Here is a 22,044-nt window from a genome sequence, read left to right as displayed (position 1 = left end):
TCGAGATCCGCCGGCCGTCCCGGCCGATCGTGGCGCGTGGCGGCGTTGGAACAACTGCTAGGGAACACAAGATATGCCTGGGGGCCCGATGCTGCAACGCGTCGGAGGACCGGGCCGGGGCGGGCGGACCGTTCTCGGTCGATCGAATGTGGGGCGGCGAGACTTGATGCAGGCGGACGAGACAGGTCCCGGCGCGGCCCGGCGGCGCGGCGAGCGCTGGCGGGCGCCCTATGCCACCGATCCGGCGGCCACCCGCGGACGCCTGATCCCGGAGGCGATCTCGCCCACGCGCAGCGACTTCCAGCGGGACCGCGACCGCATCATCCATTCCTCGGCCTTCCGGCGCCTCAAGCACAAGACCCAGGTCTTCGTGCATCACGAGGGCGACCATTACCGGACGCGGCTGACCCACACCCTGGAGGTGAGCCAGATCGCCCGGGCGCTCGCCCGGGCGCTGGGGCTCGACGAGGACCTCGCCGAGGCCCTGGCCCTCAGCCACGACCTCGGCCACACCTGCTTCGGGCATACCGGGGAGGACACCCTGGATGCCTGCATGGCGGACCATGGCGGCTTCGACCACAACGCCCAGGCCCTGCGCATCGTCACCCGGCTGGAGCGGCGCTATGCCGGCTTCGACGGGCTCAACCTCGCCTGGGAGACCCTGGAGGGCCTCGTCAAGCACAACGGCCCGCTGCTGGAGCCGGACGGGCATCCGACCCGGCGCTGGGCCGGCCGGGGCATCCCGGCCGCGATCCTCGAATACAACGCCCTCAACGACCTGGAACTGGCCCGCTTCGCCGGGCCCGAGGCGCAGGCCGCGGCCCTGGCCGACGACATCGCCTACGACAGCCACGACCTCGACGACGGCCTGCGCGCCGGCCTGTTCGACCTCGCCGACCTCGCCGCGGTGCCGTTCCTGCGCAGCCTGCTCGACGAGATCGAGCGCCTGTACCCGGACCTGGAGCCCTCGCGGAAGATCCACGAGCTGGCGCGGCGCGTCATCACCCGCTTCGTGGAGGACGTGATCGCCGAGAGCACCCGGCGCCTCGCGGCGCTGAACCCGCGCTCGGTGGCCGATATCCGGGCGGCGCGGGAGCCGGTCATCGCCTTCTCGGCGGCGATCGCGGAGGCGGACGCGGCGATCAAGACCTTCCTGTTCGCCCGGATGTACCGCCATCCCGGCGTGCTCGCGGTGCGGGCCAAGGCCAACACCATCGTGTCCGACCTGTTCGCCCGGTTCACGGCGGAGCCCGCGGCGATGCCGGAGGAATGGTCGTCGGGGCTGGACGGGGCGGAGCCGGGACGCGTCGCCCGCCGGGTCGCCGACTACATCGCGGGCATGACCGACACCTACGCGGCCCTGGCCCACCGGCGCCTGTTCGCGACCACGCCGGACCTGCACTGGAGCCCGGGCGACCGCAGCCTGCCCCTCACCGATCCGTAGGGGCCCGGGCGGGCGACCTCAGAGCGTCAGCCCCTCGTGGAACAGGTCCGGAGAGATCGGCAGCATGAAGTGCACGCCGATGCCGCCCTCGAAGTGGCGCACCACCCGGCCGGGGGTGCGCCCGACCATCAGGCTCATGCCGATGGCCGGGGTGCTGGTCGTGCTCAGCGCCACGCCCGACATGGAGATGTCGATGATGCGCGCCGGCACCTCGCGCCCGCTCTCCAGGCGCAGGACGACGCCCGGGACCAGGGGTGTGAGGCGCTCGTGCGTGCGGCCCTCGGGCAGGCCCAGGCTCTCGCGGTTGGCGAGCCAGGTCAGCTGCGAGGCGATCTTGTCGCGCTTGCGCGGCGTCGCGCTGAGGCGGACGGCGAAGCCGCCGGGGCTCAGGCGCGCGATGGTGCCCTCGATCCGGCCGACATGTTCGAGATAGAGCACCACCCGCTCGCCGATCTCGCCCGGGACGGCGCAGTTCAGGCGGACGCCCCCCGGCGACATGTCGACGGTCTGGCACGGATATTCCCGCCGGTCCGCGAGCATGTAGCGCCCCAGCATCGAGACCTTGACGCGGTGGTGCCGGCGCAGGTCCGAGATCCGGACGTCACGGGGCAGCCTCGCGGGCGGACGGGCGGCGACCTCGATCATGGGGGCAGGGCGACTCGTTTCGAGGCTTCACTGCCGGTCAGGCTAACAGCCGCTGGTTACGAAAGCTTTTCCCGTCAGGCGCGGCCGCCGGGATGGACCAGGAGGTGTCCGCGGCGGAGAGGCGCACTGTCGTTGGCGGGCTCGGGCAGGTTCTGCAGGGTCGCCCGGGCATCCCGGTAGGCCGGGGCGGTCTCGTGGCCGAGGATGCGCAGGGAGGTGGTCCGCATCTGCGTCAGGGGACGCAGGCCGAGCCAGTGCGGCACGCAGGTCGGGCTCAGGGCGCCGAGGATGCGGGTCTGCGTCTCGCCGTGGTGGCGCAGGGGCAGCAGCAGGAGTTCGAGGTCGATGGTCTCGTCGCGCTCCGTTAGGCCCTGCAGGCCCGCCACGGCCCCGACGGTGTCGACGGCCACGGCCTCGATCAGGAGCCACGGATCGGCGTCGGGCCGTCCCCAGAGGCCGGCGAAGTCCCGTCCCTTTAGCTCGCGCCCGAACAGGGCGCAGACATGGGTCCCGGCCAGGCGGACCGTGGCCGCCCCGCGCGCCATGTCGACCTCGAGGATCAGGCTGTCGGCCAGGAGGTTCCGGATCTCGCCGGGCTCGATCTCGCTGCGTTCCGGCGCGGCGCGGGAATTCCGCAACCGATCCCAGTAGGCGTGGAGCAGGCGGCTGGTCGGATGCTTCATGGGAGTCCCACAATGGCACGGTCCGGCGACGGACCTTCTCGAATCGGGCGCTTTCGGGACGGTTCTGGGCCGCTCCCGAAGTCTGTGCCAGGCTCGGCGCAGAGCTTATGCCGACCACCCTCGCGGCGCCCCCTTAACCCTTCATCAAGGTTAATGCGCCGCCCGGGTTGTCCACCGGCAAGTTTGGCCAACCGGCAAGTTTGCGCGCGCCCCGTGCCGGCGGATTGTCCCAGACGGCGCGGTCCGTTCCCGCGCCACGGGGCTTCTTTCGCGTGCCGCGGCCTTGTTTCGCGCGCCGCGGGCTTCTTTCGCGTGCGGCAGGGCTTGTTTCCCGTGCGGCAGGGCTTGCGGCCCCGCCTGCGGCCCCGACATGGTGGCCGCATGGATGCCAGCCCCGACCTGCCGCCGCAGAACCGCGTTCCGATCTTCAACATGCCGGGCGTGGTCACCGCGTCGATCGGCGTGCTCGTGGGCATCCACGCCCTGCGCGAATTCGTCCTGCCGGACACCTGGGACATCGCGGCCCTGATCGACCTCGCCCTGATTCCGGGGCGCTGGAGCGTGGCCATCGATCCGGCCCGGGCGGAGGCGTTGCTGCGGAGCGCCACGGCCCTGGCGGGCGACCCCGACGTCGTCGAGGCCCGGCAGGCCTTCGCCCGCTACGTGGTGGCCGACCCCGCCGCGATGCCCTGGACCTTCGCCACCTACGCGCTGCTGCACGGCTCGTGGATGCACGTGATCTTCAACACCGTCTGGCTCGCCGCCTTCGGCTCGCCGATGGCCCGCCGCTACGGCGCCTGGCGCTACGGCCTGATCGCCCTCGTGGGCACCGTGGCGGGCGGCATCCTGCACGTCCTCCTCGATCCCCTGAGCACCGCCCCCCTGATCGGGGCCTCGGCCGGCGTCTCGGCCCTGATGGCGGCGGCGGCCCGCTTCGTGTTCCAGCCGCCCCCCGTCTATGCCGGCGCGCCCCCCTGGCAGCGCCCGGCCTCGCCGCCGCTCCAGACCATCCCGGAGCTGATGCGCAACCGCACCGCGGTGGTGTTCCTGGCGATCTGGCTGGTGACGAACTTCCTGTTCGGCGTCATCGCCCTGCCGCTGGGCGCCGAGGCGACCTCGGTGGCCTGGGACGCCCATCTGGGCGGCTTCATCGCGGGCTTCTTCCTGCTGCCGCTGCTCGACCGGGCCCGGCGCTGACGGCGGGCTCGGTCGGCCACCCCGGATAATGCATTATCCTGCGATATTCGCGGACGGATCCTGCGGGATCTTGCCATATGCGGCCGCACGCCACACAATCGCCATAGACCGAGCCGGGCACCCTGCCGTTCTGGCCAAGCCCGGCCGCCCCGTCCCCGGGGTGACTTGAGGGAAAGGACACGTCTATGACCGTTGCTCGCATCCTCGCCGAGAAGGGCCGCTCCGTCGTCACGGTGGAGCCCCAGCGCACCCTCGACGAGGCCATCCACCTCCTGGCCGAGAAGCGCATCGGCGCCGTCGTCGTCAGCGATGCGGACGGGGCGGTGCGCGGCATCCTCTCCGAGCGCGACATCATGCGGGCGCTCGCCGCCAAGGGCGCCAACGCCCTCGACGCCCTGGTCTCCGAGCACATGACCGCCGAGGTCACCACCTGCACCCGCGCCTGCAGCATCGAGGAGGTCATGCACCTCATGACCGAGGGCCGCTTCCGCCACGTGCCCGTGCTCGAGGATGGCCGGCTGGCCGGCCTCATCTCCATCGGCGACGTGGTCAAGCGCCGGATCGAGGCCGTCGAGGCCGAGCACCGGGCCATGCGCGACTACATCACCATGGCGTGAGGCGGGGATCGGGCCCGGATCAGGTCCGGGCGGCGGCCGCCGCCACGAGGGCGCGGATCTGCGGCAGGGCGGCGCGCGCCGCCTCGCGGCCGAGGGCGATCCCCTCGGCCGCCCGGTGAAACTCGAACAGGCCCATCCCGGCCAGGCGCGGCACGACGGCGATGTCGGGCGGGTCGCCGGCCAGGCGCGCCCGCGAGATCCGGTCCTGCGTGATGTTGAAGGCGTCGAGCATCACCCGCGCCATGCCGGGGGTGGCGAGGCCGTTGGCCGGCGCGGGCTCGCGATCAGACATGCGATCGGACTCGGCGTGGCGCGGGCCCGGCCGGCGCAGGATCCAGCGCCGGGGCCGGCGGGGGGCGGGCAGCACCGCCTCGGCCGTGACCCGCGCGGGCGCCGCCTCCCGCACGCCGGGGCGCGGGTCGCCGTTGAGATTGACGCAGATCACGAGGTCGGCCCCCAGGGCCCGGGCGATCGTCACCGGCACCGGGTTGACCAGGGTCCCGTCCAGGAGGAGCCGGCCGCCGCAGCGCACCGGCGGGAAGATGCCCGGCAGGGCATAGGAGGCGCGCAGGGCCTCCACGAGGCTGCCCCGGGTGAGCCAGACCTCCTCGCCGCTGTCGAGGTCGGTGGCGACGCTGGCGAAGCGGATCGGCAGGCCCTCGATCCGGCGGTCGGCGAGGTCGCGCTCCAGGCGCCGCTTCAGGCGGTCGCCCGCGATCAGGCCGGAGCGGAGCCGCAGGTCGAGGAGCCCCATCACGCTGCGCCGGGTCAGCGACAGGGCGAAGGCCTTGAGCAGGCCGAGCTGGCCCGCCGCGTAGCAGCCGCCCACCACCGCGCCGATGGAGCAGCCCGCCACCACGGCCGGGTGGAGGCCGGCCTCCTCGAGCACCTCGATCACCCCGATCTGCGACCAGCCCCGGGCCGAGCCGCCGCCGAGGGCGAGGCCGATGCGCGGGCCGGGGACGGGGGGCGCCGCCACGGGCTCGACGGCCCCGGCGGGGAAGCGCGCGCGCGGGGGGGCGGCCTGGCGGATGTCCGCCTGGGCGGGACGCACCGGGGACAGGCCGTCCCACATCAGCGGCACCGCGTTGAGGGAGAGGGGGCCGACAGAGACCGGGCGCAGGAACACGGAACGCAGGAACACGGAACGCGGGGATCGCGGCAGGGTTGGCCCCGCCCCGGACGGACGGGCCGCGCGCCGGGATCAGGCATCGGCGGGCCGCAGGGTCGCGTGGCCGGTCGCCGGATCGTGATCGACGCGGCGATAGAAGCAGGCGCGCCGGCCGGTATGGCAGCAGCCGCCGTCGCCGCCGACCGCGACGCGGATCAGCACCGCGTCCTGGTCGCAATCGACCCGCATCTCGACCACGCGCTGGATCTGCCCGCTGGTGGCGCCCTTGTGCCAGAGCTCGCCGCGGGAGCGGGACCAGTACCAGGCCTCGCCGGTCTCCAGGGTGCGGGCTAGGGATTCGGCGTTCATGTGGGCGAGCATGAGCACCTGCCCGTCGGCGGCGTCGACGGCGATGCAGGAGACGAGGCCGTTCGCGTCGAAGCGGGGCGTGAAGACGGCCCCCTCCTCGACCTCGGCCCGGCTGCCCGGCTCCGGGAAGGCGCCGGTCATGGGGAGAGAGACGTCATCGCGGCCCGGCTCAGGACTTGTTGCGCACGAGGGTGAGGAAGCGGACCTGCTCGTTGGCGTCGTTGCGGAAGGCGCCGCGGAACTGGGTGGTGATGGTGGAGACGCCGGCCTTCTGGACCCCGCGCATGGCCATGCAGAGGTGCTCGGCCTCGACCATCACGGCGATGCCGCGGGGCTTGAGGATGCTCTCGATCACGTCGGCGATCTGCGCCGTCATGGTCTCCTGGGTCTGGAGGCGGCGGGCGAAGGTGTCGACCACGCGGGCGAGCTTCGACAGGCCGACCACGCCCTTGGTCGGGTAGTAGGCGATGTGGGCCAGCCCCATGAAGGGCACCATGTGGTGCTCGCAATGGGAGTAGAACGGGATGTCGCGCACCAGCACGATGTCCGAGTAGCCCTCGACCTCCTCGAAGACCCGCTCGAGGAGCGCGTCGGCATCCTGGCCGTAGCCGCCGAAGATCTGGCCGTAGGCCTTGACCACCCGGGCCGGAGTGTCGCGCAGGCCTTCGCGGTTCGGGTCGTCGCCGGCCCAGCGCAGGAGCGTGCGCACGGCGGCCTCGGCCTCCTCGCGGCTCGGGCGGCCGGTGGCGATGGCGTCCGGCACCCGCTGGGCGGACGCGGGCAGGGGCGCGATCTCGGGGGCGCTCTCGGGTGCGGGCGCAGGCACGGAGGTCGCCCCGTCGGGTGCGCGCGCGTTGTCGTTGCGCATGGCGCTGAGGGCGCCGTTCTGGCGTGTCGGTTCCATCCCGGATTCCTCCGTCTCGGTCAGGCGGTAGGAGAGGGACTTGAGCGCGGCATCCATGGCATCTTCCGCCCGGGCGATCCGGGTCGTCATCGGGTGGCTGTCAGGCTTTGCGTACATCGTCGAACCATGGGGCCGTCGGGTGAGGACGGCCGATGCCCGGACGGTGCCGTCTGCCGTGGCGCAACCCTGGCCGTGGGCGCGACCCGGGTCGACGAGCCGCCTCCTCGCGAAACGGTGCGTGGGGGCCTATATCGTCGTTATCGCGCCGTCGCGCAATGCAGGCCGCGCGGATCAGATCTCCGGGATCGAAAGCCGGCTTCGTGCCCGGCCCTCCCGGTGGAACGGCAAATGGTCCCGGCGGAACGGCAAGTGGCGCCGACGGAACCGCAAGTGGACGGAACGGCAAGGGGATCGGAATTCCATGCTCGACGACATCTACAACCGTCGCATCCTCGAACTGGCCGCCGACATCCCACGCCTGGGACGCCTAGCGACCCCGGATGCCAGTGCCACCGCGCATTCGAAACTCTGCGGCTCCACCGTCACGGTGGACCTCGCGGTGCGGGACGGCACGGTCACGGATTTCGCCCACGAGGTGAAGGCCTGCGCCCTCGGCCAGGCCTCGTCCTCGCTGATGGCCCGCCACGTGGTCGGAACCAGCGCCGGGGAGCTGCGCGAGGTCCGCGCCGCCATGCGGCGGATGCTCAAGGAGGGCGGCCCGGCGCCCACGGGCGCCTGGGCGGACCTCGCGGTCCTGGAGCCGGTGCGCGACTTCAAGGCCCGGCACGCCTCGACGCTCCTGACCTTCGACGCGGTGGTGGACGCCCTCGACCGGATCGAGGCCGGGGCGGTGGCGGCCGCGTAACGTGCTGCTCCGCCGCGTCGCCCACGGGGCGATCCGCACCTATCAGCTCACCCTGTCGAGCCTGGTCGGCCGCCAGTGCCGGCACTGGCCCTCGTGCTCGCACTACACGGACGCGGCGATCCAGCGATACGGGCTCTGGGCGGGCGGCTGGATCGGCGTCGCCCGGATCTGCCGCTGCGGCCCCTTCGGCACCCACGGCATCGACCTGGTGCCGGAGGCCCTGCCGGCGCGGGCCGCCTGGTTCACCCCCTGGCGCTACGGCCGCTGGCGGGGCGTGAACGCGCCGCCCTCGCCCTTCTCCGGGGAGTCCTTCTCCGGAAAGTCCTTCTCCCCTGAGCCTTTCTCCCCTGAGTCCTGCACCTGCGACGCCGGCAGGGGAGGGGGCGGCGCCTAGACCGGCGCCGCCGTGATCCACTTCAGGAACACCAGCGTCCCCGTCACCGTGAGGGCGCCGCCGATCCGGGTGGCGATCTGGGCGAAGGGCATCAGCGCCATCCGGTTGGCGGCGGTGAGGATCGCCACGTCGCCGGTGCCGCCCTGGCCGCTGTGGCAGGCGTTCACGATGGCGGTCTCGATCGGGTACATGCCGAGCCGGCGCCCGACGCCGTAGCCCGTCGCCATCAGGGTGACGACAGTGGCCACGATGGTGATCAGGTTCGGCAGCGTGAAGGCCGCCACCAGCTTGTCCCAGGGCGTGAGCGAGACGCCGATGGCGAAGAGCAGCGGGTAGGTCATGCCCACCTGCACGAACTTGTAGACGATGAAGCCGCCGGCCTGGAGCCGGGGCGAGACCGCGCTGGCGAGCTTGGCCAGCACCGCCAGGAACAGCATCGCCACGGGGGCGGGCAGGCCGGTGAGGTGGTGGCACATCACGCCCAGCAGGTAGAGCGTCACCGCCGTGAGGCCGGCCGCCGCCACCGTGGCGGCGTCGATCGGTCCGGTCTCCACGGGCGCGCTCGCCTCCATGTCGTTCTCGGTGTCGGGCTGCAGGCGGCCCTCACCGGTGAGGTGCGGCTTGCGCTTGCCCACCGCGTTGAGGGTGCCGGCCAGGATGATCGCCGTGAGGCTGCCCAGCATCACGGGCGGCAGCACCTGGGCGAAGACGTCGCCCTGCGGGAGCCCCAGGATGTTGCCGTAGCCGATGGAGAGCGGGATCGCGCCCTCGCCGACGCCGCCGGCCATGATCGGCACCACGATGAAGAAGAAGGTGTGGTGCGCCCCGAGCCCCAGCAGGGTGCCCACCAGGGTGCCGACGCAGCCCGCCGCCAGGGAGCCGAGGCCGAGGGGGACGAAGATCTTGAGGAAGCCCTTGATCAGCACCGCCCGGTCCATGCCCAGGATGCTGCCGACAATGATCGCCGCGATGTAGAGGTAGAGGAAGTTGGTGAACTTGGTGAAATCCGTGATCGCCTTGACGATCGGCCCCGGGATCAGCGCGTAGTAGACCAGCGCCGAGGGGATGAAGGTGGCGAAGATCGCCCCCGCCCCGATCTGGCGCAGGACGGGCAGGCGCTTGCCGATCTCCGCGCAGGTGAAGCCGCCCAGCACCAGGACGGCGATCATCGTCGGCGCGTCGGCCTTGATCTCGCCCTCCGCGCTCAGCACCCAGAGCAGCGCCGCCAGGATCAGGTAGACCGGCAGCGGGATGATGCCGATCTGGATGTCGACGAGACGCCACCAGCCCTGCGGCCAGAATCGTGTTCCGGTCTGGACCCCCGGCAGGTGGGCCGTCGTGGTGATCGCGACGCCCTCGGGGTGCGCCGTCGGTACGCGGCTCGGCATGAACGTGTCTCCCGGCGAAAGCCCTGTCTGCCCCGGGGGGGGCGGCTCTCGTCTGATTTTCTGGATCTCGTTGCTGGTCTCGACCGTGTGGAACGGAAGGCCATCCGTCAGCAGAAGTCGGGGCAGGCCGTCTTTGTCAATTGATCGGCCCGCACGCGGCCGCAATGGTGATTGAGGATCACTGGCGATTGTCAGTGACCCGGGACGGGACCGGCGGCCCCGGGGCCGGGAGCGGATGCGCGGAATCCGCGTTCCTTCGCGCTGCGAATGGGTCTAAACGGCCCGGCGCGGCGCCGCATCGCGGCCGCCCCGATCAACGACCCGCCCGACCCGCCCCCGCTTACCTGCCGCGTACGCAGGAGTGAGCCTCCAAGGAGCCCCGGCCATGCCGATCCTGACCTTCCCCGACGGCAACACCCGCAGCTACGACGCCGCGATCACCGGCCGTGCGGTCGTCGAGGGCATCGCCAAGTCCCTGGCCAAGCGCACCGTCGCCATGGCCCTCGACGGCACCGTGCGCGACCTCGACGACCTCGTCGAGCGGGATGCCCGCATCGAGTTCCTCGACCGCACCGATCCGCGCAGCCTCGAACTGATCCGGCACGACTGCGCCCACGTGCTGGCGGAGGCGGTGCAGGCCCTGTGGCCGGGGACGCAGGTCACCATCGGCCCGGTGATCGAGAACGGATTTTACTACGACTTCGCCCGGGACGAGCCCTTCACCCCGGAGGACTTCCCGAAGATCGAGGCGAAGATGCGCGAGCTCATCGCCCGCGACGCCCCCTTCACCAAGGAGGTCTGGAAGCGGGACGACATCCGGGCGCTCTTCGCCGAGAAGGGCGAGGCCTACAAGGTCGAGCTCGTGGACGCGATCCCGCCCGGCGAGGACCTCAAGGTCTACCGCCAGGGCGACTGGTTCGACCTCTGCCGCGGCCCGCACATGACCTCCACCGGCAAGGTCGGCACCGCCTTCAAGCTGATGAAGGTGGCGGGCGCCTACTGGCGCGGCGATTCCAACAACCCGATGCTGACCCGCATCTACGGCACCGCCTGGGCCTCCAAGGAGGATCTCGACGCCTACCTGCACCGCCTCGAAGAGGCCGAGCGCCGCGACCACCGGCGCCTCGGCCGGGAGATGGACCTGTTCCACTTCCAGGAGGAGGGACCGGGCGTCGTGTTCTGGCACGCCAAGGGCTGGACCGTGTTCCAGGAGCTGATCGCCTACATGCGCCGGCGCCTGCGCGGCGACTACCAGGAGGTCAACGCCCCCCAGATCCTCGACAAGGCCCTGTGGGAGACCTCCGGCCACTGGGGCTGGTACCGCGAGAACATGTTCGCGGCCCAGAGCGCGGGCGACGAGGCCGAGGACAAGCGCTGGTTCGCGCTGAAGCCCATGAACTGCCCCGGCCACGTGATGATCTTCAAGCACGGCCTGAAATCCTACCGCGACCTGCCCCTGCGCATGGCCGAGTTCGGCGTGGTCCACCGCTACGAGCCCTCGGGCGCCATGCACGGCCTGATGCGGGTGCGCGGCTTCACCCAGGACGACGCGCACATCTTCTGCACCGAGGACCAGCTCGCCGACGAGTGCCTGAAGATCAACGACCTGATCCTCTCCACCTACGCCGATTTCGGCTTCGGCGAGATCGTGGTGAAGCTCTCGACCCGCCCCGAGAAGCGGGTCGGCTCCGACGCGCTCTGGGACCACGCCGAGGACGTCATGACCCGGGTGCTCGCCCAGATCGAGGAGCAGTCCGGCGGCCGGATCAAGACCGCGATCAACCCGGGGGAGGGCGCCTTCTACGGGCCGAAGTTCGAGTACGTGCTGCGCGACGCCATCGGGCGCGACTGGCAGTGCGGCACGACCCAGGTCGACTTCAACCTGCCGGAGCGCTTCGGCGCGTTCTACGTCGATGCCGAGAGCGGCAAGAAGCCTCCGGTGATGATCCACCGCGCCATCTGCGGCTCCCTGGAGCGCTTCACCGGGATCCTGATCGAGCACTTCGCCGGGCATTTCCCGCTCTGGCTCGCGCCCGTGCAGGTGGTGGTCGCCACCATCACGGGCGATGCCGACCCCTATGCCCGCGCGGTGGTCGCCGCCGCGACCCGCCTCGGCCTGCGGGTGGAGTCCGATCTGCGCAACGAGAAGATCAACTACAAGGTCCGGGAGCACTCCCTCGCCAAGGTGCCGGTGATCCTCGTGGTCGGCCGCAAGGAGGGCGAGGAGCGCACGGTCTCGATCCGGCGGCTCGGCAGCCAGCAGACCCGCACCGGCGGCCTCGACGAGACCCTGGCGGCCCTGGTGGCGGAGGCGACCGCGCCGGACCGCATCCGGGCGGATTCGGTGGTCGAGACCGTGCCGAGCGCCGACGTCGTCCTCGACGGCCGGCACGGCGAAGCGCCGACGCCGTGAGGGGCCGCGTCCCGCCCCGGAGACGGGGCGGGGCTCACTGTGCCTTCGCTGTCTCGGCTATGGCTGACCCGGCCCCGGCTGATCCGGTCTCCACTCACCCGGTCTCCGCTCACCCCGCCTTGGCGATGACCTCGACGTCGCGGTTGAGGCCGCTCTCGACCTTGAACTCGCGGGTGTAGACCTGCCCGTCGTGCCGGGCGATCAGGACGTAGTCGCCCTCCGCCAGGGTCACCTGCGGGAAGGCCCCGATGGCCTCGCGGATGGTGTCGCCGCCCGGCGTCAGCACGCTGAAGGCGGTGCCGGCGAAGGCCTCCGCGCCTTCCGCGGCGACCAGCTTCAGGGTCAGGGTGGCGGCGCGGTGGTTCAGGGTGGCGTCCGTGACCTTGCCGTTCTCCACCTTGAGGTCCGCGCGCTGGATCGCGTTCGAGCCGCCATAGGTCGAGACCACGTGGTAGGTGCCCTCGGGCAGGCGCAGGAGCTCGCCCGCCTTGACGCCGCTGCGCACGAGGCGCCCCTCCGAGTTCGTCCCGATCGGCACGAAGACCGAGAAGGCGAGCTGGTCGGGGCTGAGCTTCACGTCGCCGATGGCGCCCGAGAGCTTGAGCGCCCCGGCGCTGACCTTGAGCTGCTCGGCGGCCGGCTGGCCCGCCATGACGACGCGGCGCGAGGCGCTGGCGAAGCCGTAGGTCACGGTCGCCACGTAAGCGCCCGGCGCCAGGGTGAAGCTCGGGTCGGCCGCCTCGGAGCGGGCCACGATGGCGGGCTTCGTGCCGTCGGTGCGATCCTCGTAGATGCGCCAGGCGAGGCCGGAGCGCAGGGGCTTGTCGCCGCCCGCGAACACCGCCGACAGGGTCAGGGCCGCGCTCGCCACGCTGGGCAGCGGCGGCACCGAGGGGTCCGACATCGACGGTGCGGACAGGGAGGGCGAGGGGAGGTTGGGCCCGATCCGGTTGTGGAAGGCGTTGCCATCCTGCGCCGCGGCGGTTCCGGGGTGACCGCCGAGGAGAAGGGCGCAGCCCAGCCAGACCGATCCGTACCCTGCCCGCGCCATCCCGCACCTCCCCATCCCGACCGGGGCGTCCCGCCGGCGTTGCCAATCCGCCGCCGGCGCGCCATGTCACGGGCGGCCGCCGCGCCCGGTGCCCGCCCTCTGGAACCGGACCATGGCGGCGGCAAGGCCGTGCCGTCCCCGAGGACCGGTCGGCCCCGCCTCTCTCGCCCGATCCTGCTCCAGGGATGCCATGAACGCCACCCTCGATCTCCTGCGCACCCGCCGCTCGGTCCCGCCCCTCCGCCTGGACGGGCCGGGCCCGGACGCGGCCGAACTCGACGCGCTCCTGACCATCGCGGCGCGCGTGCCGGACCACGGCAAGCTGGCGCCCTGGCGCTTCCTGGTGATCGCGGGGGACGCCCGCACCCGCATCGGCGACGCCATCGCGGCGGCCTATGCCGCCGACCACCCGGAGGCCGACGCCGCCCGCCGCGACCTGGAGCGCAACCGCCTCGCCCTGGCGCCCCTGGTGGTGGCGGTGGTGTCGCGGGCGGGCCCGCACATCAAGATCCCCGAATGGGAGCAGGTGCTGTCGGCCGGCGCGGTGGCGATGAACCTCGTGGTGGCGGCCAACGCCGCGGGCTACGCCACCGCCTGGCTCACCGAGTGGTTCGCCTACGATTCGCGCATCCTCGACGTCCTCGGCCTCGAGCCCGGCGAGCGCCTCGCGGGCTTCATCCATATCGGGCGCGCCCAGGAGGTGCCGCCCGACCGGCCCCGCCCGGCGCTCGCCGACATCGTCACCCGGCTCTGAGGGGCACCCCATGCATTACGACGCCGAGACCAAGGGCCTGCCCCACAACCCGCTGAAAGCCCTGGTGGCCCCGCGCCCGATCGGCTGGATCAGCGCGATGAGCCGCGACGGCGCGGTGAACCTCGCGCCCTATTCCTACTTCAACGCCGTGGCGGCGGGCCCCGACATGGTCATGTTCTCCTCGTCCGGGCGCAAGGACGCGATGACCTTCGCGGAGGAGGGGGGCGAGTTCGTCTGCAACATCGCCACCTACGACCTGCGCGAGGCGGTGAACGCCACCTCGGCGCCCCTGCCCCGCGGGGAGAGCGAGTTCGCCTATGCGGGCCTGACCCCGGCGCCATCGCGAAAAGTGCGGCCGCCCCGGGTGGCCGAATCGCCGGCCGCGCTCGAGTGCAAGTGGCTGCAGACCGTGCCGCTCACCCCGCTGGACGGCAGCGACGCCTCGCACTTCCTGGTGATCGGGCAGGTGGTCTCGATCTACATCGACGACCGCTTCATCCGCGACGGCCTCGTCGATACCGGCGCCATGCGGCCGATCCTGCGCGGCGGCTACTTCGACTACTTCACCGCCGAATCCGACACCCGGTTCGAGCTGCGCCGCCCGGCGGGCGGGGGCGGCTAGCGTTCGTCAGGGACAAGGGGGAACCGGTTGTCCCGAAACGACGACCGTCGAGACAGACCCTGGGCGCCCCGGCGCCGCCGCCTCGGGCGCTCCGCGATGGCGATGCCCCCGATGACGAGGGCGAGGGCCAGGGCGTCGTGCCCGCGGAAGGGCTCGCCCACCAGCAGGATGGCGAGGCGGGCCGATTCCCTCTGCGGGTGAACACCGTTATGCCGGGCGGAACACGGCGGCGACACGACCGCGGACCAGGGGAGGGCGAGACATCCGGTGACGTGGCGATCCCTCCTCCTGGCCGGCGTGCTGGTGGCCGGCCTCGGCGGCCTTGCCGTCTCGCCCCCGGGCGCCCGCCTCCTGGGCGAGCTGCGCGCGCATGTCGAGGCCCTCCAGGCCCGCCCCGGGCCGGCGAAGCCCGCGCACCTGCCGGCGCAGCGCACCGCCGTCGAGGAGGGCCGCACCGTGGTGCGCCTCTCGGCCGCCGAGCGCGCCCGCATCGGCATCACGACCGAGGCCCGGCCCCTGGCCGACCACCGGGAGGAGCTGCAGGCCTATGGCAGCGTCCTGGACCTCGCCCGGGTCACCGACCTGACCAACGCCTATGCCAGTGCCCGGGCCGCCCTCCAGACCGCCCAGGCCCGCGCCGAGGTCTCGCGCAGCGCCCTGCAGCGGGCGAAGTCGCTCGGGCCATACGCCACCACGGTGCAGGTCGAGACCGCCGAGGGCACCGCCCAGACCGACCAGGCCGCCCTGGCGGCGGCGGAATCCCAGGTGCGCACCCTCTCGGCCACGGCCCAGCAGGAATGGGGACCGGTGATCGGCCGGGCCATCGTCGAGCGCTCGGCCGTCGTCACCCGGCTGATCGAGCGGACGAACTTCCTGGTGCAGGTCACCCTGCCGCCGGGGGAGGGCCTCAAGGGCCCGCCGGCGGCAGCCTTCGCCGAGGTGCCGCCCCAGAGCGCCCGGGTCGCCCTGGCCTACGTCTCGCCCGCCACCCGCACGGATCCGCGGATCCAGGGCCTGAGCTTCTTCTACACCGTGCCGGGCGACAGCGGCTTCCTGCCCGGCATGAGCATGCTGGCCTTCCTGGCGGCCGACCGCAGCGTCACCGGCCTCAGCGTGCCCGAGGACGCGGTGGTGCACTGGCAGGGGGCGGCCTGGATCTACCGGGCGGTGGGGGCCGACGCCTTCGCCCGCCACCGGCTGAAGGCCGACCCGCCGATGTCGGCCGACGCCTTCGTGGTGGAGGATCTGCCGGGCGGCACCGAGATCGTGCTCTCGGGGGCGCAGGCGCTCCTCTCCGAGGAGATGAAGAGCCAGCTCCAGGTCTCGGGCGGCGTCGATGACGATTGAGGCGGGGGGGCCCGAAGGGCCGGGCGGTCGCGGCCCGCAGGCGGCCCTGGTCGCCTTCGCGGTCCGCTTCCGCGGCATCGTCCTGGCGCTCAGCCTGGCGCTCGCCGCCTACGGCTTCGTCGTGCTGGCGGACGCCCAGTACGACGTCTTCCCGGAATTCGCGCCCCCCGCCGTGGTGATCCAGACCGAGGCCCCCGGCCTCAACCCGGAGCAGGTCGAGGTGCTGGTGACGCAGCCCGTGGAGGTCGCGGTCAACGGCCTGCCGGGGGTGGTCTCCCTGCGCTCGAGCTCGATCCAGGGCCTGTCGGTGATCACCGTCACCTTTGGGGCGGGCAGCGACATCTACCGGGTGCGCCAGCTCGTCACCGAGCGGCTGACGGCCCTGGCCGGCCGCCTGCCCCAGGGCGTCCTGCCGCCGGCGATGACGGCCCTGACCTCCGCCACCAGCACGGTGCTGCTCGTCGGCCTGACCACGCAGACCCGCTCGGACATGGACCTGCGCACCCTGGCGGACTGGACCGTGCGCCTGCGCCTCCTGGCCGTGCCGGGGATCGCCCAGGTCTCGGTCTATGGCGGCGCGGTGCGCTCGCTGCAGGTGCAGATCCGCCCCAACGACCTCGTGCGCTTCAACATCGGCGTCAACGACGTGCTGGCCGCCGCGCGCAAGGCCACCGGCGTGCGCGGCGCCGGCTTCGTCGACACCGCCAACCAGCGCATCGCCCTGCAGACCGACGGCCAGTCGCTCAGCCCCGAGGCGGTCTCGCGCACGGTGCTGATCAACGAGGGCGGGGCCAGCGTGACCCTGGCGGACGTCGCCACCGTGGTCGCCACCGGCGAGCCGGCGATCGGCGCCGCCCTGGTGGACGGCCGGCCCGGCGTCCTCCTCATGGTCGGCGCCCAGTACGGCGCCAACACCCGCGCGGTCACCGCCCGGGTCGAGGCGGCCCTGGAGGACCTGCGCCCGGCCCTGGAGCGCGAGGGCGTGACCCTGCACGCCGACCTGTTCCGCCCGGCCAACTTCATCGCCATCGCCAACGGCAACGTGCTGCAGGCCCTCGGGCTCGGCGGCATCCTGGTGGTCGTGGTGCTGTTCGTCTTCCTGTACGACTGGCGCACCGCCGTGATCTCGGCGCTCGCCATCCCGCTCTCGCTCATCGCCGCCGTGGTGGCGCTCCAGGCGCTGGGCGAGAGCCTCAACACCATGACGCTGGGGGGGCTCGCCATCGCCATCGGCGAGGTGGTGGACGACGCGGTGATCGGCGTCGAGAACGTGGTCCGGCGCCTGCGCGAGAACCGCCGCCTCGGCGGCCCTCGGCCCGAGGGGAGGGTGGTCCTCGACGCCATCCTGGAGGTGCGCACGGCGGTCGCCTACGCCACCATCGCGGTGCTGCTGGTGTTCCTCCCCGTCCTCGCCCTGTCGGGCATCGCCGGCCGGCTGTTCGGCCCCCTGAGCCTCGCCTACATCCTCGCCGTGGTGGCCTCGCTCGCCGTCGCCCTCACGGTGACCCCTGCCCTGGCGATGTGGCTGCTGACGAACCGGCGCGAGGCCTCGACCCTGGACCCGCCGGTGATGCGCGCCGCGCGCCGCCACTACGCGAGCCTGCTGACCCGGATCGACCGTGCCCCGCGCCTGGTCATGGCCTGCGGCCTCCTCGTCACCCTCCTGGGGGCCGCCGTGGTGCCGTTCTTCGGCTCGACCTTCCTGCCCGACCTCAAGGAGGGCCACCTGATCCTGCACATGGCGGCCGCGCCCGGCACCGCGCTGCAGGAATCCATGCGCCTGGGCACCCGCATCACCGCCGCCCTCAAGGAGATTCCCGGCATTCGGGCGGTCGCCTCGCAGATCGGCCGGGCCGAGGCCGGCCAGGACACCGCCGGCACCCATTACAGCGAGATCCACATCGACCTGGAGCCCGGCCTCGACGGGGCGGGGCAGGGGGCGGCGGAGGCCCGGATCCGGGCCGTGATGGCGGGCTTCCCCGGGGCCGCCTTCTCCCTCAAGACCTTCCTCACCGAGCGCATCGAGGAGACCGTGTCGGGCTTCACCGCGCCGGTGGTGGTCAACGTCTTCGGCACCGACCTCGGCGCCATCGAGACGGCCGCCCGGGACATCGCCCGCGAGCTCGCCGAGGTGCGGGGCGCGGCGGACATCCAGCAGAGCTCCCCCGCGGGCTTGCCCCAGGTCAATGTGGGCCTGCGGCCCAACGACCTGCGCCACTGGGGCCTCTCGGCCATCGAGGTGATGGAGGTGGTGCGCACCGCCTACCAGGGCGACATCGTCGGCCAGACCTATGCGGGCAACGCGGTGTTCAACGTCCTGGTCATCCTCGATTCCGCCACGCGGGGCCGGCTCTCCGCCCTGAGCGACCTGCCCCTGCGCGGCTCCGGCGGCCGGGTGGTGCGCCTCGCGCAGGTCGCGGACATCTACGAGACCTCCGGCCGCTACCAGGTCCAGCACGAGGGCGCGCAGCGGGTCCAGGCGGTCACCGCCAACGTGACCGGCCGCGACATCGCCGGCTTCGTGGCCGATGCCAAGCGCAAGATCGCCCGCGAGGTCGCCCTGCCCCCCGGCACCTATGTGGGCTTCGCCGGCTCGGCCGAGGCGCAGGCCCGGGCCCGGCGCGACCTCCTGGTCTATTCGGGGCTGGCCGGCCTCGGCATCGTGCTGCTGCTGGCCATCGTGACGGGGAGCCTGCGCAACCTCATGCTGGTCCTGGTCAACCTGCCCTTCGCCTTCGTGGGCGGCGTGCTGGCGGTCTTCGCCACCGGCGCCGTGCTGTCGCTGGGCTCGATCGTCGGCTTCGTGACCCTGTTCGGGATCTCCCTGCGCAACACCATCATGATGATCGCCCATTACGAGCACCTCGTGGTGGAGGAGGGGCAGGCCTGGAACCGGGACACCGCGGTGCTCGGGGCCGCCGACCGCATGGTGCCGATCCTGATGACCTCCCTGGTCACCGGCCTCGGCCTCCTGCCCCTCGCCCTCGGGGCCGGCGAGCCCGGCCGCGAGATCGAGGGTCCGATGGCCATCGTGATCCTCGGCGGCCTCGCCACCTCGACGGTGCTCAACCTCCTGATCCTGCCGACCCTGGCCCTGCGCTTCGCGCGCTTCGGCACGCCGCAGGGCAGGGCGCTCGAACCGGTGGCCTGAAACGCCCTCGCCCCGCGCGACCCGGACGGCGCGGTGGCGTCGACCAGGAGGGCCGGATCCCGGCCCGGACGGCGGCCGGATGGTCGTCCCAGACCCGTCATCAGACCCTGGTTCGGGCCCGGGAACGGCGTTCGCATAAGATATATTATGGAACTAGAACCCGCCGGACCGGGGCAGGGGCCTCAGGCTACGAAGGGTTCACCCATTCCCGACACCCCGTATTCATGCAATCTCCACACGGCCGATTCACGCCGTTGCCAGTTCTCCGGCGCGCAACGGCCGCCCGGGGTGCTAAACCGCTGGCGGACGACACAATTCCTCCCCATAATACATGATACCGGGCACCATTCGAGCGGATGCCCATCCGAATCGATCCTCTCCGAAGCGAATGCGATGCCGATCCTTGCGCGCCCCTCCGCTGCCCTGAGCCTGGTCCTGCTGGCCGTCGGATCGGTTGCGCTCGCCACCGGCACGCCGGGGCGCGCGCAGGCCGAGCCGCAGCGCACCGCCCTGGTGCAGCCGCCCCAGGCCGCCGCACCGGAGACGGCCCGACCGCTCGTCCGGACAGCGATGCCGCGCCGGGCCCTCGCCCGCCTGCCCCGTCTCGCCGGCCTGATCGCCCAGGGCCAGGCCGTCCGCATCGTGGCCTTCGGCTCGTCCTCGACCGAGGGCTCTGGCGCCTCCTCGGCGGCCACCACCTACCCGGCCCAGCTCCAGCGCGACCTCACGGCGCGTCTCGACGCGATGGGCGCCGCGCATTCCGCCGTCACGGTGCTGAACCGCGGCAAGGGCGGCGACGATTCCGAGGCCATGGCCCGGCGGCTGGAGCGCGACGTGCTCGCCGACAAGCCGGACCTCGTGATCTGGCAGACCGGCAGCAACGACCCCATGAGCGGCGTCAGCGTGGAGCGCTTCACCGAACTCACCCGCGCCGGGATCCTCGCCATGCGGGCCACCGGCGCCGACGTGGTCCTGATGGACCAGCAATGGTGCAAGAAGCTCTCGACCACCGACGGGGCCGAGGCCTACGGCGCCGCCCTGCACGCCATCGCCACCGAGCTCAACGTGCCGGTGATCCGCCGCAATGCGTTGATGCGCGCCTGGGCCGCCCAGGGGCTGCTGACCCCGACCCAGATGATCGGTCCCGACGGCCTGCACATGACCGATGCCGGCTACGACCGCCTGGCCCGCGCCGCCACGGCGCAGCTCCTGGCCAATGCGGGCCTGCCGCCGGACGCCGGCAGCCAGAACTGAGGCCGGCGCGGGGATCGGGGGAGGCGGCGGAGCGCCCTCCTCCCGAGAGATCCGGTATGCCGAGAGATCCGGGGTGCCGAGAAATCCAAAGTCCCGAGAGATCCAAAGGGCCTAGAGATCCAGCGTGACGCTTAAGCCGTCATGGGCCGGCACGACGTTCGGCGGCAGCTTGGCGCTCAGCGTGGCGTAGTCGAGATCCGTGTGCAGGTTGGTCAGGATGGCCCGGCGCGGGCGCACCGTCTCGATCAGCGCCAGGGCATCCGAGACCGAGTAGTGGGTCGGATGCGGGGTTTCCCGCAGGGCATCGATGATCAGCAGGTCGAGGCCGTGCAGCCGCGCCTGCGACGCCTCCGGCATCAGGCTGACATCGGGCGCGTAGGCCGCCGGACCGAAGCGGAAGCCGAGGGCCGCCTCGTTGCCGTGCTCCATGCCGAAGGGCAGGGCCGTGATCGCGCCGCCCGGCCCGTCCACCACCGTCGCCTCCCCGTCCGCCAGGTCGTGCATGTCGAGGATCGGCGGATACTCGCTGCCGGGGGGCGTCTCGAAGCAGTAGCCGAACCGGGCCTCCAGAAGGCTGCGCGTGCGGGCGTCGGCGAAGACCGGGATGCGCCGGCGCATGTGGATGACCAGGGGCCGGACGTCGTCGATGCCGTGGGTGTGGTCGGCATGGGCATGGGTGAACAGCACCGCGTCGAGGCGCTTCACCGCCGCGTCGAGCAGCTGCTCGCGCAGGTCCGGCGCGGTGTCGACGAGGAGGGTGGTGGCGGCGCTCTCCGCGTCGCCGTCCTGCCGCTCCACCAGGAGCGAGCAGCGCCGACGCCGGTTCCGTGCCTCCTGCGGGTCGCAGGCGCCCCAGCCGTAGCCCACGCGGGGCACGCCCCCGGACGAGCCGCAGCCGAGGATCGTCAATCGCATTGCGCCCATCGGCACCTCCGCCCCCGTTGGTATCGGAGGGGGCGGGGGCCTGTCACGCCCGATCCGAGCCCCCTGCCCGGCTCAGGCCGCGGCCTTGTGGAACAGGCGGTGGAAATTGGCCGTCGTCAGCGCGGCGAAGTCCGCCGGATCCATGTCGAGGGTCTGGGCGAGGGAGCGGGCGGTGTCCGCCGTGTAGGCCGGCTCGTTGGTGCGGCCGCGATGCGGCTCGGGAGCCAGGAAGGGGGCGTCGGTCTCCACCAGGAGGCGGTCGGGTGGGATCGACCGGGCGATCGCCCGCAGGTCGTGGGAGCGCCGGAAGGTGACGATCCCGGAGAAGGACACGCAGAAGCCGAGTTCGACGCCGACCTCGGCCAGGCGCGCGCCCGACGAGAAGCAGTGCAGGACGGCCGTGAACGCGCCGCGCCCCATCTCGTCGACCAGGATCGCCTCCATCTCCGCATCGGCGTCGCGGGCGTGGATGACCAGCGGCAGGCCGGTCTCGCGGGCGGCCGCGATGTGACGGCGGAAGACGCGCGCCTGAACCGCCTCGGGGGCGGCGTTGTCGTAGTGGAAGTCGAGGCCCGCCTCGCCGATGCCGATGCAGCGGGGGTGATGGGTGTGCGCCACGATGGCCTCGGTCGGCACATCGGGCTCGTCGCCCGCCCCGTCCGGGTGGGTGCCGATGGTGTGCCAGATCTCGGGGTTGGCCTCCGACAGGGCTTCGTAGGTCCGGGCCTTGGCCACCCGGGTGGCGATCGTGACCATCCGGGTCACCCCGGCCGCCCGGGCGCGGGCGAGGACGTTGGGCAGATCCGCCGCGAAATTCGGGAAATCGAGGTGGCAGTGGCTGTCGACCAGCATGAGGCGGGGCTCGGAAAACGGTGGGGTGGGCAGGACGTCGTGGAAGACGCCGGGGAAGT

General features: G+C 72.4%; 20 protein-coding genes. 11 read left to right on the top strand and 9 right to left on the bottom strand.

Annotated elements, in window-relative coordinates; translation table 11 throughout:
• The first annotated feature begins 166 nt into the window (after window positions 1–166).
• The gene (locus AC0IY1_RS13350) at window positions 167–1,444 is read left to right on the top strand and encodes a deoxyguanosinetriphosphate triphosphohydrolase (RefSeq protein WP_055950935.1); all 1,278 of its coding nucleotides are present in this window, start codon (window positions 167–169) and stop codon (window positions 1,442–1,444) included.
• 18 nt (window positions 1,445–1,462) lie between these two features.
• On the opposite strand, the gene AC0IY1_RS13345 is transcribed toward AC0IY1_RS13350, so the two are convergent.
• Entirely contained in the window at window positions 1,463–2,089 is a 627-nt protein-coding gene (locus AC0IY1_RS13345) for a PilZ domain-containing protein (protein WP_055950937.1), read from the bottom strand.
• Window positions 2,090–2,163: 74 nt separating this feature from the next.
• A complete protein-coding gene (locus tag AC0IY1_RS13340; RefSeq protein WP_055950939.1) occupies window positions 2,164–2,772 on the bottom strand; it encodes a PAS domain-containing protein in 609 nt (202 codons plus the stop codon).
• A gap of 381 nt (window positions 2,773–3,153) precedes the next feature.
• Here AC0IY1_RS13340 and AC0IY1_RS13335 point away from each other — a divergent pair, with 381 nt between their 5' ends.
• Together AC0IY1_RS13335 and AC0IY1_RS13330 are read left to right on the top strand one after the other, a co-directional pair.
• Window positions 3,154–3,969, top strand: coding sequence for a rhomboid family intramembrane serine protease (locus tag AC0IY1_RS13335; RefSeq protein ID WP_471770113.1), 816 nt, complete (start codon window positions 3,154–3,156; stop codon window positions 3,967–3,969).
• A 185-nt stretch (window positions 3,970–4,154) separates the two neighbouring features.
• Entirely contained in the window at window positions 4,155–4,586 is a 432-nt protein-coding gene (locus tag AC0IY1_RS13330) for a CBS domain-containing protein (protein ID WP_055950943.1), read from the top strand.
• Window positions 4,587–4,605: 19 nt separating this feature from the next.
• On the opposite strand, the gene AC0IY1_RS13325 is transcribed toward AC0IY1_RS13330, so the two are convergent.
• The 3 genes from AC0IY1_RS13325 to folE all read right to left on the bottom strand — a co-directional run bounded on the left by AC0IY1_RS13325 (window position 4,606) and on the right by folE (window position 7,087).
• Complete coding sequence (locus AC0IY1_RS13325; protein ID WP_471770228.1) at window positions 4,606–5,664, bottom strand: patatin-like phospholipase family protein; 1,059 nt, start codon at window positions 5,662–5,664, stop codon at window positions 4,606–4,608.
• A 126-nt stretch (window positions 5,665–5,790) separates the two neighbouring features.
• Window positions 5,791–6,207, bottom strand: coding sequence for a phosphoribosyl-AMP cyclohydrolase (gene hisI, locus AC0IY1_RS13320; protein ID WP_055950944.1), 417 nt, complete (start codon window positions 6,205–6,207; stop codon window positions 5,791–5,793).
• Window positions 6,208–6,235: 28 nt separating this feature from the next.
• On the bottom strand, window positions 6,236–7,087 hold the full coding sequence (gene folE, locus AC0IY1_RS13315; protein WP_103709402.1) for a GTP cyclohydrolase I FolE: 852 nt from the start codon (window positions 7,085–7,087) through the stop codon (window positions 6,236–6,238).
• Between the two features lie 304 nt (window positions 7,088–7,391).
• On the opposite strand from folE, the gene AC0IY1_RS13310 reads away from it, so the two are divergent.
• Both AC0IY1_RS13310 and yidD read left to right on the top strand, forming a co-directional pair.
• On the top strand, window positions 7,392–7,835 hold the full coding sequence (locus AC0IY1_RS13310; RefSeq protein ID WP_055950948.1) for an iron-sulfur cluster assembly scaffold protein: 444 nt from the start codon (window positions 7,392–7,394) through the stop codon (window positions 7,833–7,835).
• A gap of 4 nt (window positions 7,836–7,839) precedes the next feature.
• Window positions 7,840–8,229, top strand: a complete 390-nt coding sequence (gene yidD / locus AC0IY1_RS13305) for a membrane protein insertion efficiency factor YidD (protein WP_471770227.1) — start codon at window positions 7,840–7,842, stop codon at window positions 8,227–8,229.
• Here yidD and AC0IY1_RS13300 read toward each other — a convergent pair.
• Window positions 8,226–9,617, bottom strand: coding sequence for a 2-hydroxycarboxylate transporter family protein (locus AC0IY1_RS13300; RefSeq protein WP_471770112.1), 1,392 nt, complete (start codon window positions 9,615–9,617; stop codon window positions 8,226–8,228). The two genes, yidD and AC0IY1_RS13300, sit on opposite strands and share 4 nt — an antisense overlap.
• 385 nt (window positions 9,618–10,002) lie before the next feature.
• Here AC0IY1_RS13300 and thrS point away from each other — a divergent pair, with 385 nt between their 5' ends.
• On the top strand, window positions 10,003–12,030 hold the full coding sequence (thrS, locus tag AC0IY1_RS13295; RefSeq protein WP_103709405.1) for a threonine--tRNA ligase: 2,028 nt from the start codon (window positions 10,003–10,005) through the stop codon (window positions 12,028–12,030).
• A gap of 109 nt (window positions 12,031–12,139) precedes the next feature.
• Here thrS and AC0IY1_RS13290 read toward each other — a convergent pair whose 3' ends face one another.
• Complete coding sequence (locus AC0IY1_RS13290; protein WP_055950952.1) at window positions 12,140–13,081, bottom strand: hypothetical protein; 942 nt, start codon at window positions 13,079–13,081, stop codon at window positions 12,140–12,142.
• 190 nt (window positions 13,082–13,271) lie between these two features.
• Here AC0IY1_RS13290 and AC0IY1_RS13285 point away from each other — a divergent pair, with 190 nt between their 5' ends.
• The 5 genes from AC0IY1_RS13285 to AC0IY1_RS13265 all read left to right on the top strand — a co-directional run bounded on the left by AC0IY1_RS13285 (window position 13,272) and on the right by AC0IY1_RS13265 (window position 20,209).
• Window positions 13,272–13,835, top strand: a complete 564-nt coding sequence (locus tag AC0IY1_RS13285) for a nitroreductase family protein (protein WP_055950954.1) — start codon at window positions 13,272–13,274, stop codon at window positions 13,833–13,835.
• A gap of 10 nt (window positions 13,836–13,845) precedes the next feature.
• Complete coding sequence (locus AC0IY1_RS13280; RefSeq protein WP_103709407.1) at window positions 13,846–14,457, top strand: flavin reductase family protein; 612 nt, start codon at window positions 13,846–13,848, stop codon at window positions 14,455–14,457.
• A gap of 267 nt (window positions 14,458–14,724) precedes the next feature.
• Window positions 14,725–15,804 carry an efflux RND transporter periplasmic adaptor subunit gene (locus AC0IY1_RS13275; protein ID WP_471770111.1) on the top strand — a complete coding sequence of 360 codons (1,080 nt, stop codon included), beginning with the start codon at window positions 14,725–14,727 and terminating at the stop codon, window positions 15,802–15,804.
• Complete coding sequence (locus AC0IY1_RS13270) at window positions 15,794–18,955, top strand: efflux RND transporter permease subunit (protein WP_471770109.1); 3,162 nt, start codon at window positions 15,794–15,796, stop codon at window positions 18,953–18,955. Before AC0IY1_RS13275 ends, AC0IY1_RS13270 begins: the two co-directional genes overlap by 11 nt.
• Before the next feature lie 393 nt (window positions 18,956–19,348).
• Window positions 19,349–20,209, top strand: coding sequence for an SGNH/GDSL hydrolase family protein (locus AC0IY1_RS13265; protein WP_471770107.1), 861 nt, complete (start codon window positions 19,349–19,351; stop codon window positions 20,207–20,209).
• 111 nt (window positions 20,210–20,320) lie between these two features.
• Here the strand turns inward: AC0IY1_RS13265 and AC0IY1_RS13260 are convergent, their stop codons facing one another.
• Window positions 20,321–21,133 carry an MBL fold metallo-hydrolase gene (locus tag AC0IY1_RS13260; protein ID WP_471770105.1) on the bottom strand — a complete coding sequence of 271 codons (813 nt, stop codon included), beginning with the start codon at window positions 21,131–21,133 and terminating at the stop codon, window positions 20,321–20,323.
• 72 nt (window positions 21,134–21,205) lie between these two features.
• The gene (locus tag AC0IY1_RS13255; RefSeq protein WP_055949252.1) at window positions 21,206–21,985 is read right to left on the bottom strand and encodes a TatD family hydrolase; all 780 of its coding nucleotides are present in this window, start codon (window positions 21,983–21,985) and stop codon (window positions 21,206–21,208) included.
• Window positions 21,986–22,044: the final 59 nt, after the last annotated feature.

This window comes from Methylobacterium sp. AC690, assembly GCF_979256535.1.
Note: the sequence above shows the minus strand (reverse complement) of the source record. Positions and strands in the feature narration are given on the sequence as shown.

Coding starts and splice junctions, on each gene's coding strand:
- AC0IY1_RS13335 (WP_471770113.1), top strand. CDS start 3,154: ATGGATGCCAGCCCCGACCTGCCGCCGCAGAACCGCGTTCCGATCTTC.
- AC0IY1_RS13330 (WP_055950943.1), top strand. CDS start 4,155: ATGACCGTTGCTCGCATCCTCGCCGAGAAGGGCCGCTCCGTCGTCACG.
- AC0IY1_RS13300 (WP_471770112.1), bottom strand. CDS start 9,617: ATGCCGAGCCGCGTACCGACGGCGCACCCCGAGGGCGTCGCGATCACC.
- AC0IY1_RS13310 (WP_055950948.1), top strand. CDS start 7,392: ATGCTCGACGACATCTACAACCGTCGCATCCTCGAACTGGCCGCCGAC.
- AC0IY1_RS13285 (WP_055950954.1), top strand. CDS start 13,272: ATGAACGCCACCCTCGATCTCCTGCGCACCCGCCGCTCGGTCCCGCCC.
- AC0IY1_RS13350 (WP_055950935.1), top strand. CDS start 167: ATGCAGGCGGACGAGACAGGTCCCGGCGCGGCCCGGCGGCGCGGCGAG.
- AC0IY1_RS13270 (WP_471770109.1), top strand. CDS start 15,794: ATGACGATTGAGGCGGGGGGGCCCGAAGGGCCGGGCGGTCGCGGCCCG.
- hisI (WP_055950944.1), bottom strand. CDS start 6,207: ATGACCGGCGCCTTCCCGGAGCCGGGCAGCCGGGCCGAGGTCGAGGAG.
- AC0IY1_RS13290 (WP_055950952.1), bottom strand. CDS start 13,081: ATGGCGCGGGCAGGGTACGGATCGGTCTGGCTGGGCTGCGCCCTTCTC.
- AC0IY1_RS13340 (WP_055950939.1), bottom strand. CDS start 2,772: ATGAAGCATCCGACCAGCCGCCTGCTCCACGCCTACTGGGATCGGTTG.
- AC0IY1_RS13260 (WP_471770105.1), bottom strand. CDS start 21,133: ATGGGCGCAATGCGATTGACGATCCTCGGCTGCGGCTCGTCCGGGGGC.
- AC0IY1_RS13255 (WP_055949252.1), bottom strand. CDS start 21,985: ATGCTGGTCGACAGCCACTGCCACCTCGATTTCCCGAATTTCGCGGCG.
- folE (WP_103709402.1), bottom strand. CDS start 7,087: ATGTACGCAAAGCCTGACAGCCACCCGATGACGACCCGGATCGCCCGG.
- thrS (WP_103709405.1), top strand. CDS start 10,003: ATGCCGATCCTGACCTTCCCCGACGGCAACACCCGCAGCTACGACGCC.
- AC0IY1_RS13265 (WP_471770107.1), top strand. CDS start 19,349: ATGCCGATCCTTGCGCGCCCCTCCGCTGCCCTGAGCCTGGTCCTGCTG.
- AC0IY1_RS13280 (WP_103709407.1), top strand. CDS start 13,846: ATGCATTACGACGCCGAGACCAAGGGCCTGCCCCACAACCCGCTGAAA.
- AC0IY1_RS13345 (WP_055950937.1), bottom strand. CDS start 2,089: ATGATCGAGGTCGCCGCCCGTCCGCCCGCGAGGCTGCCCCGTGACGTC.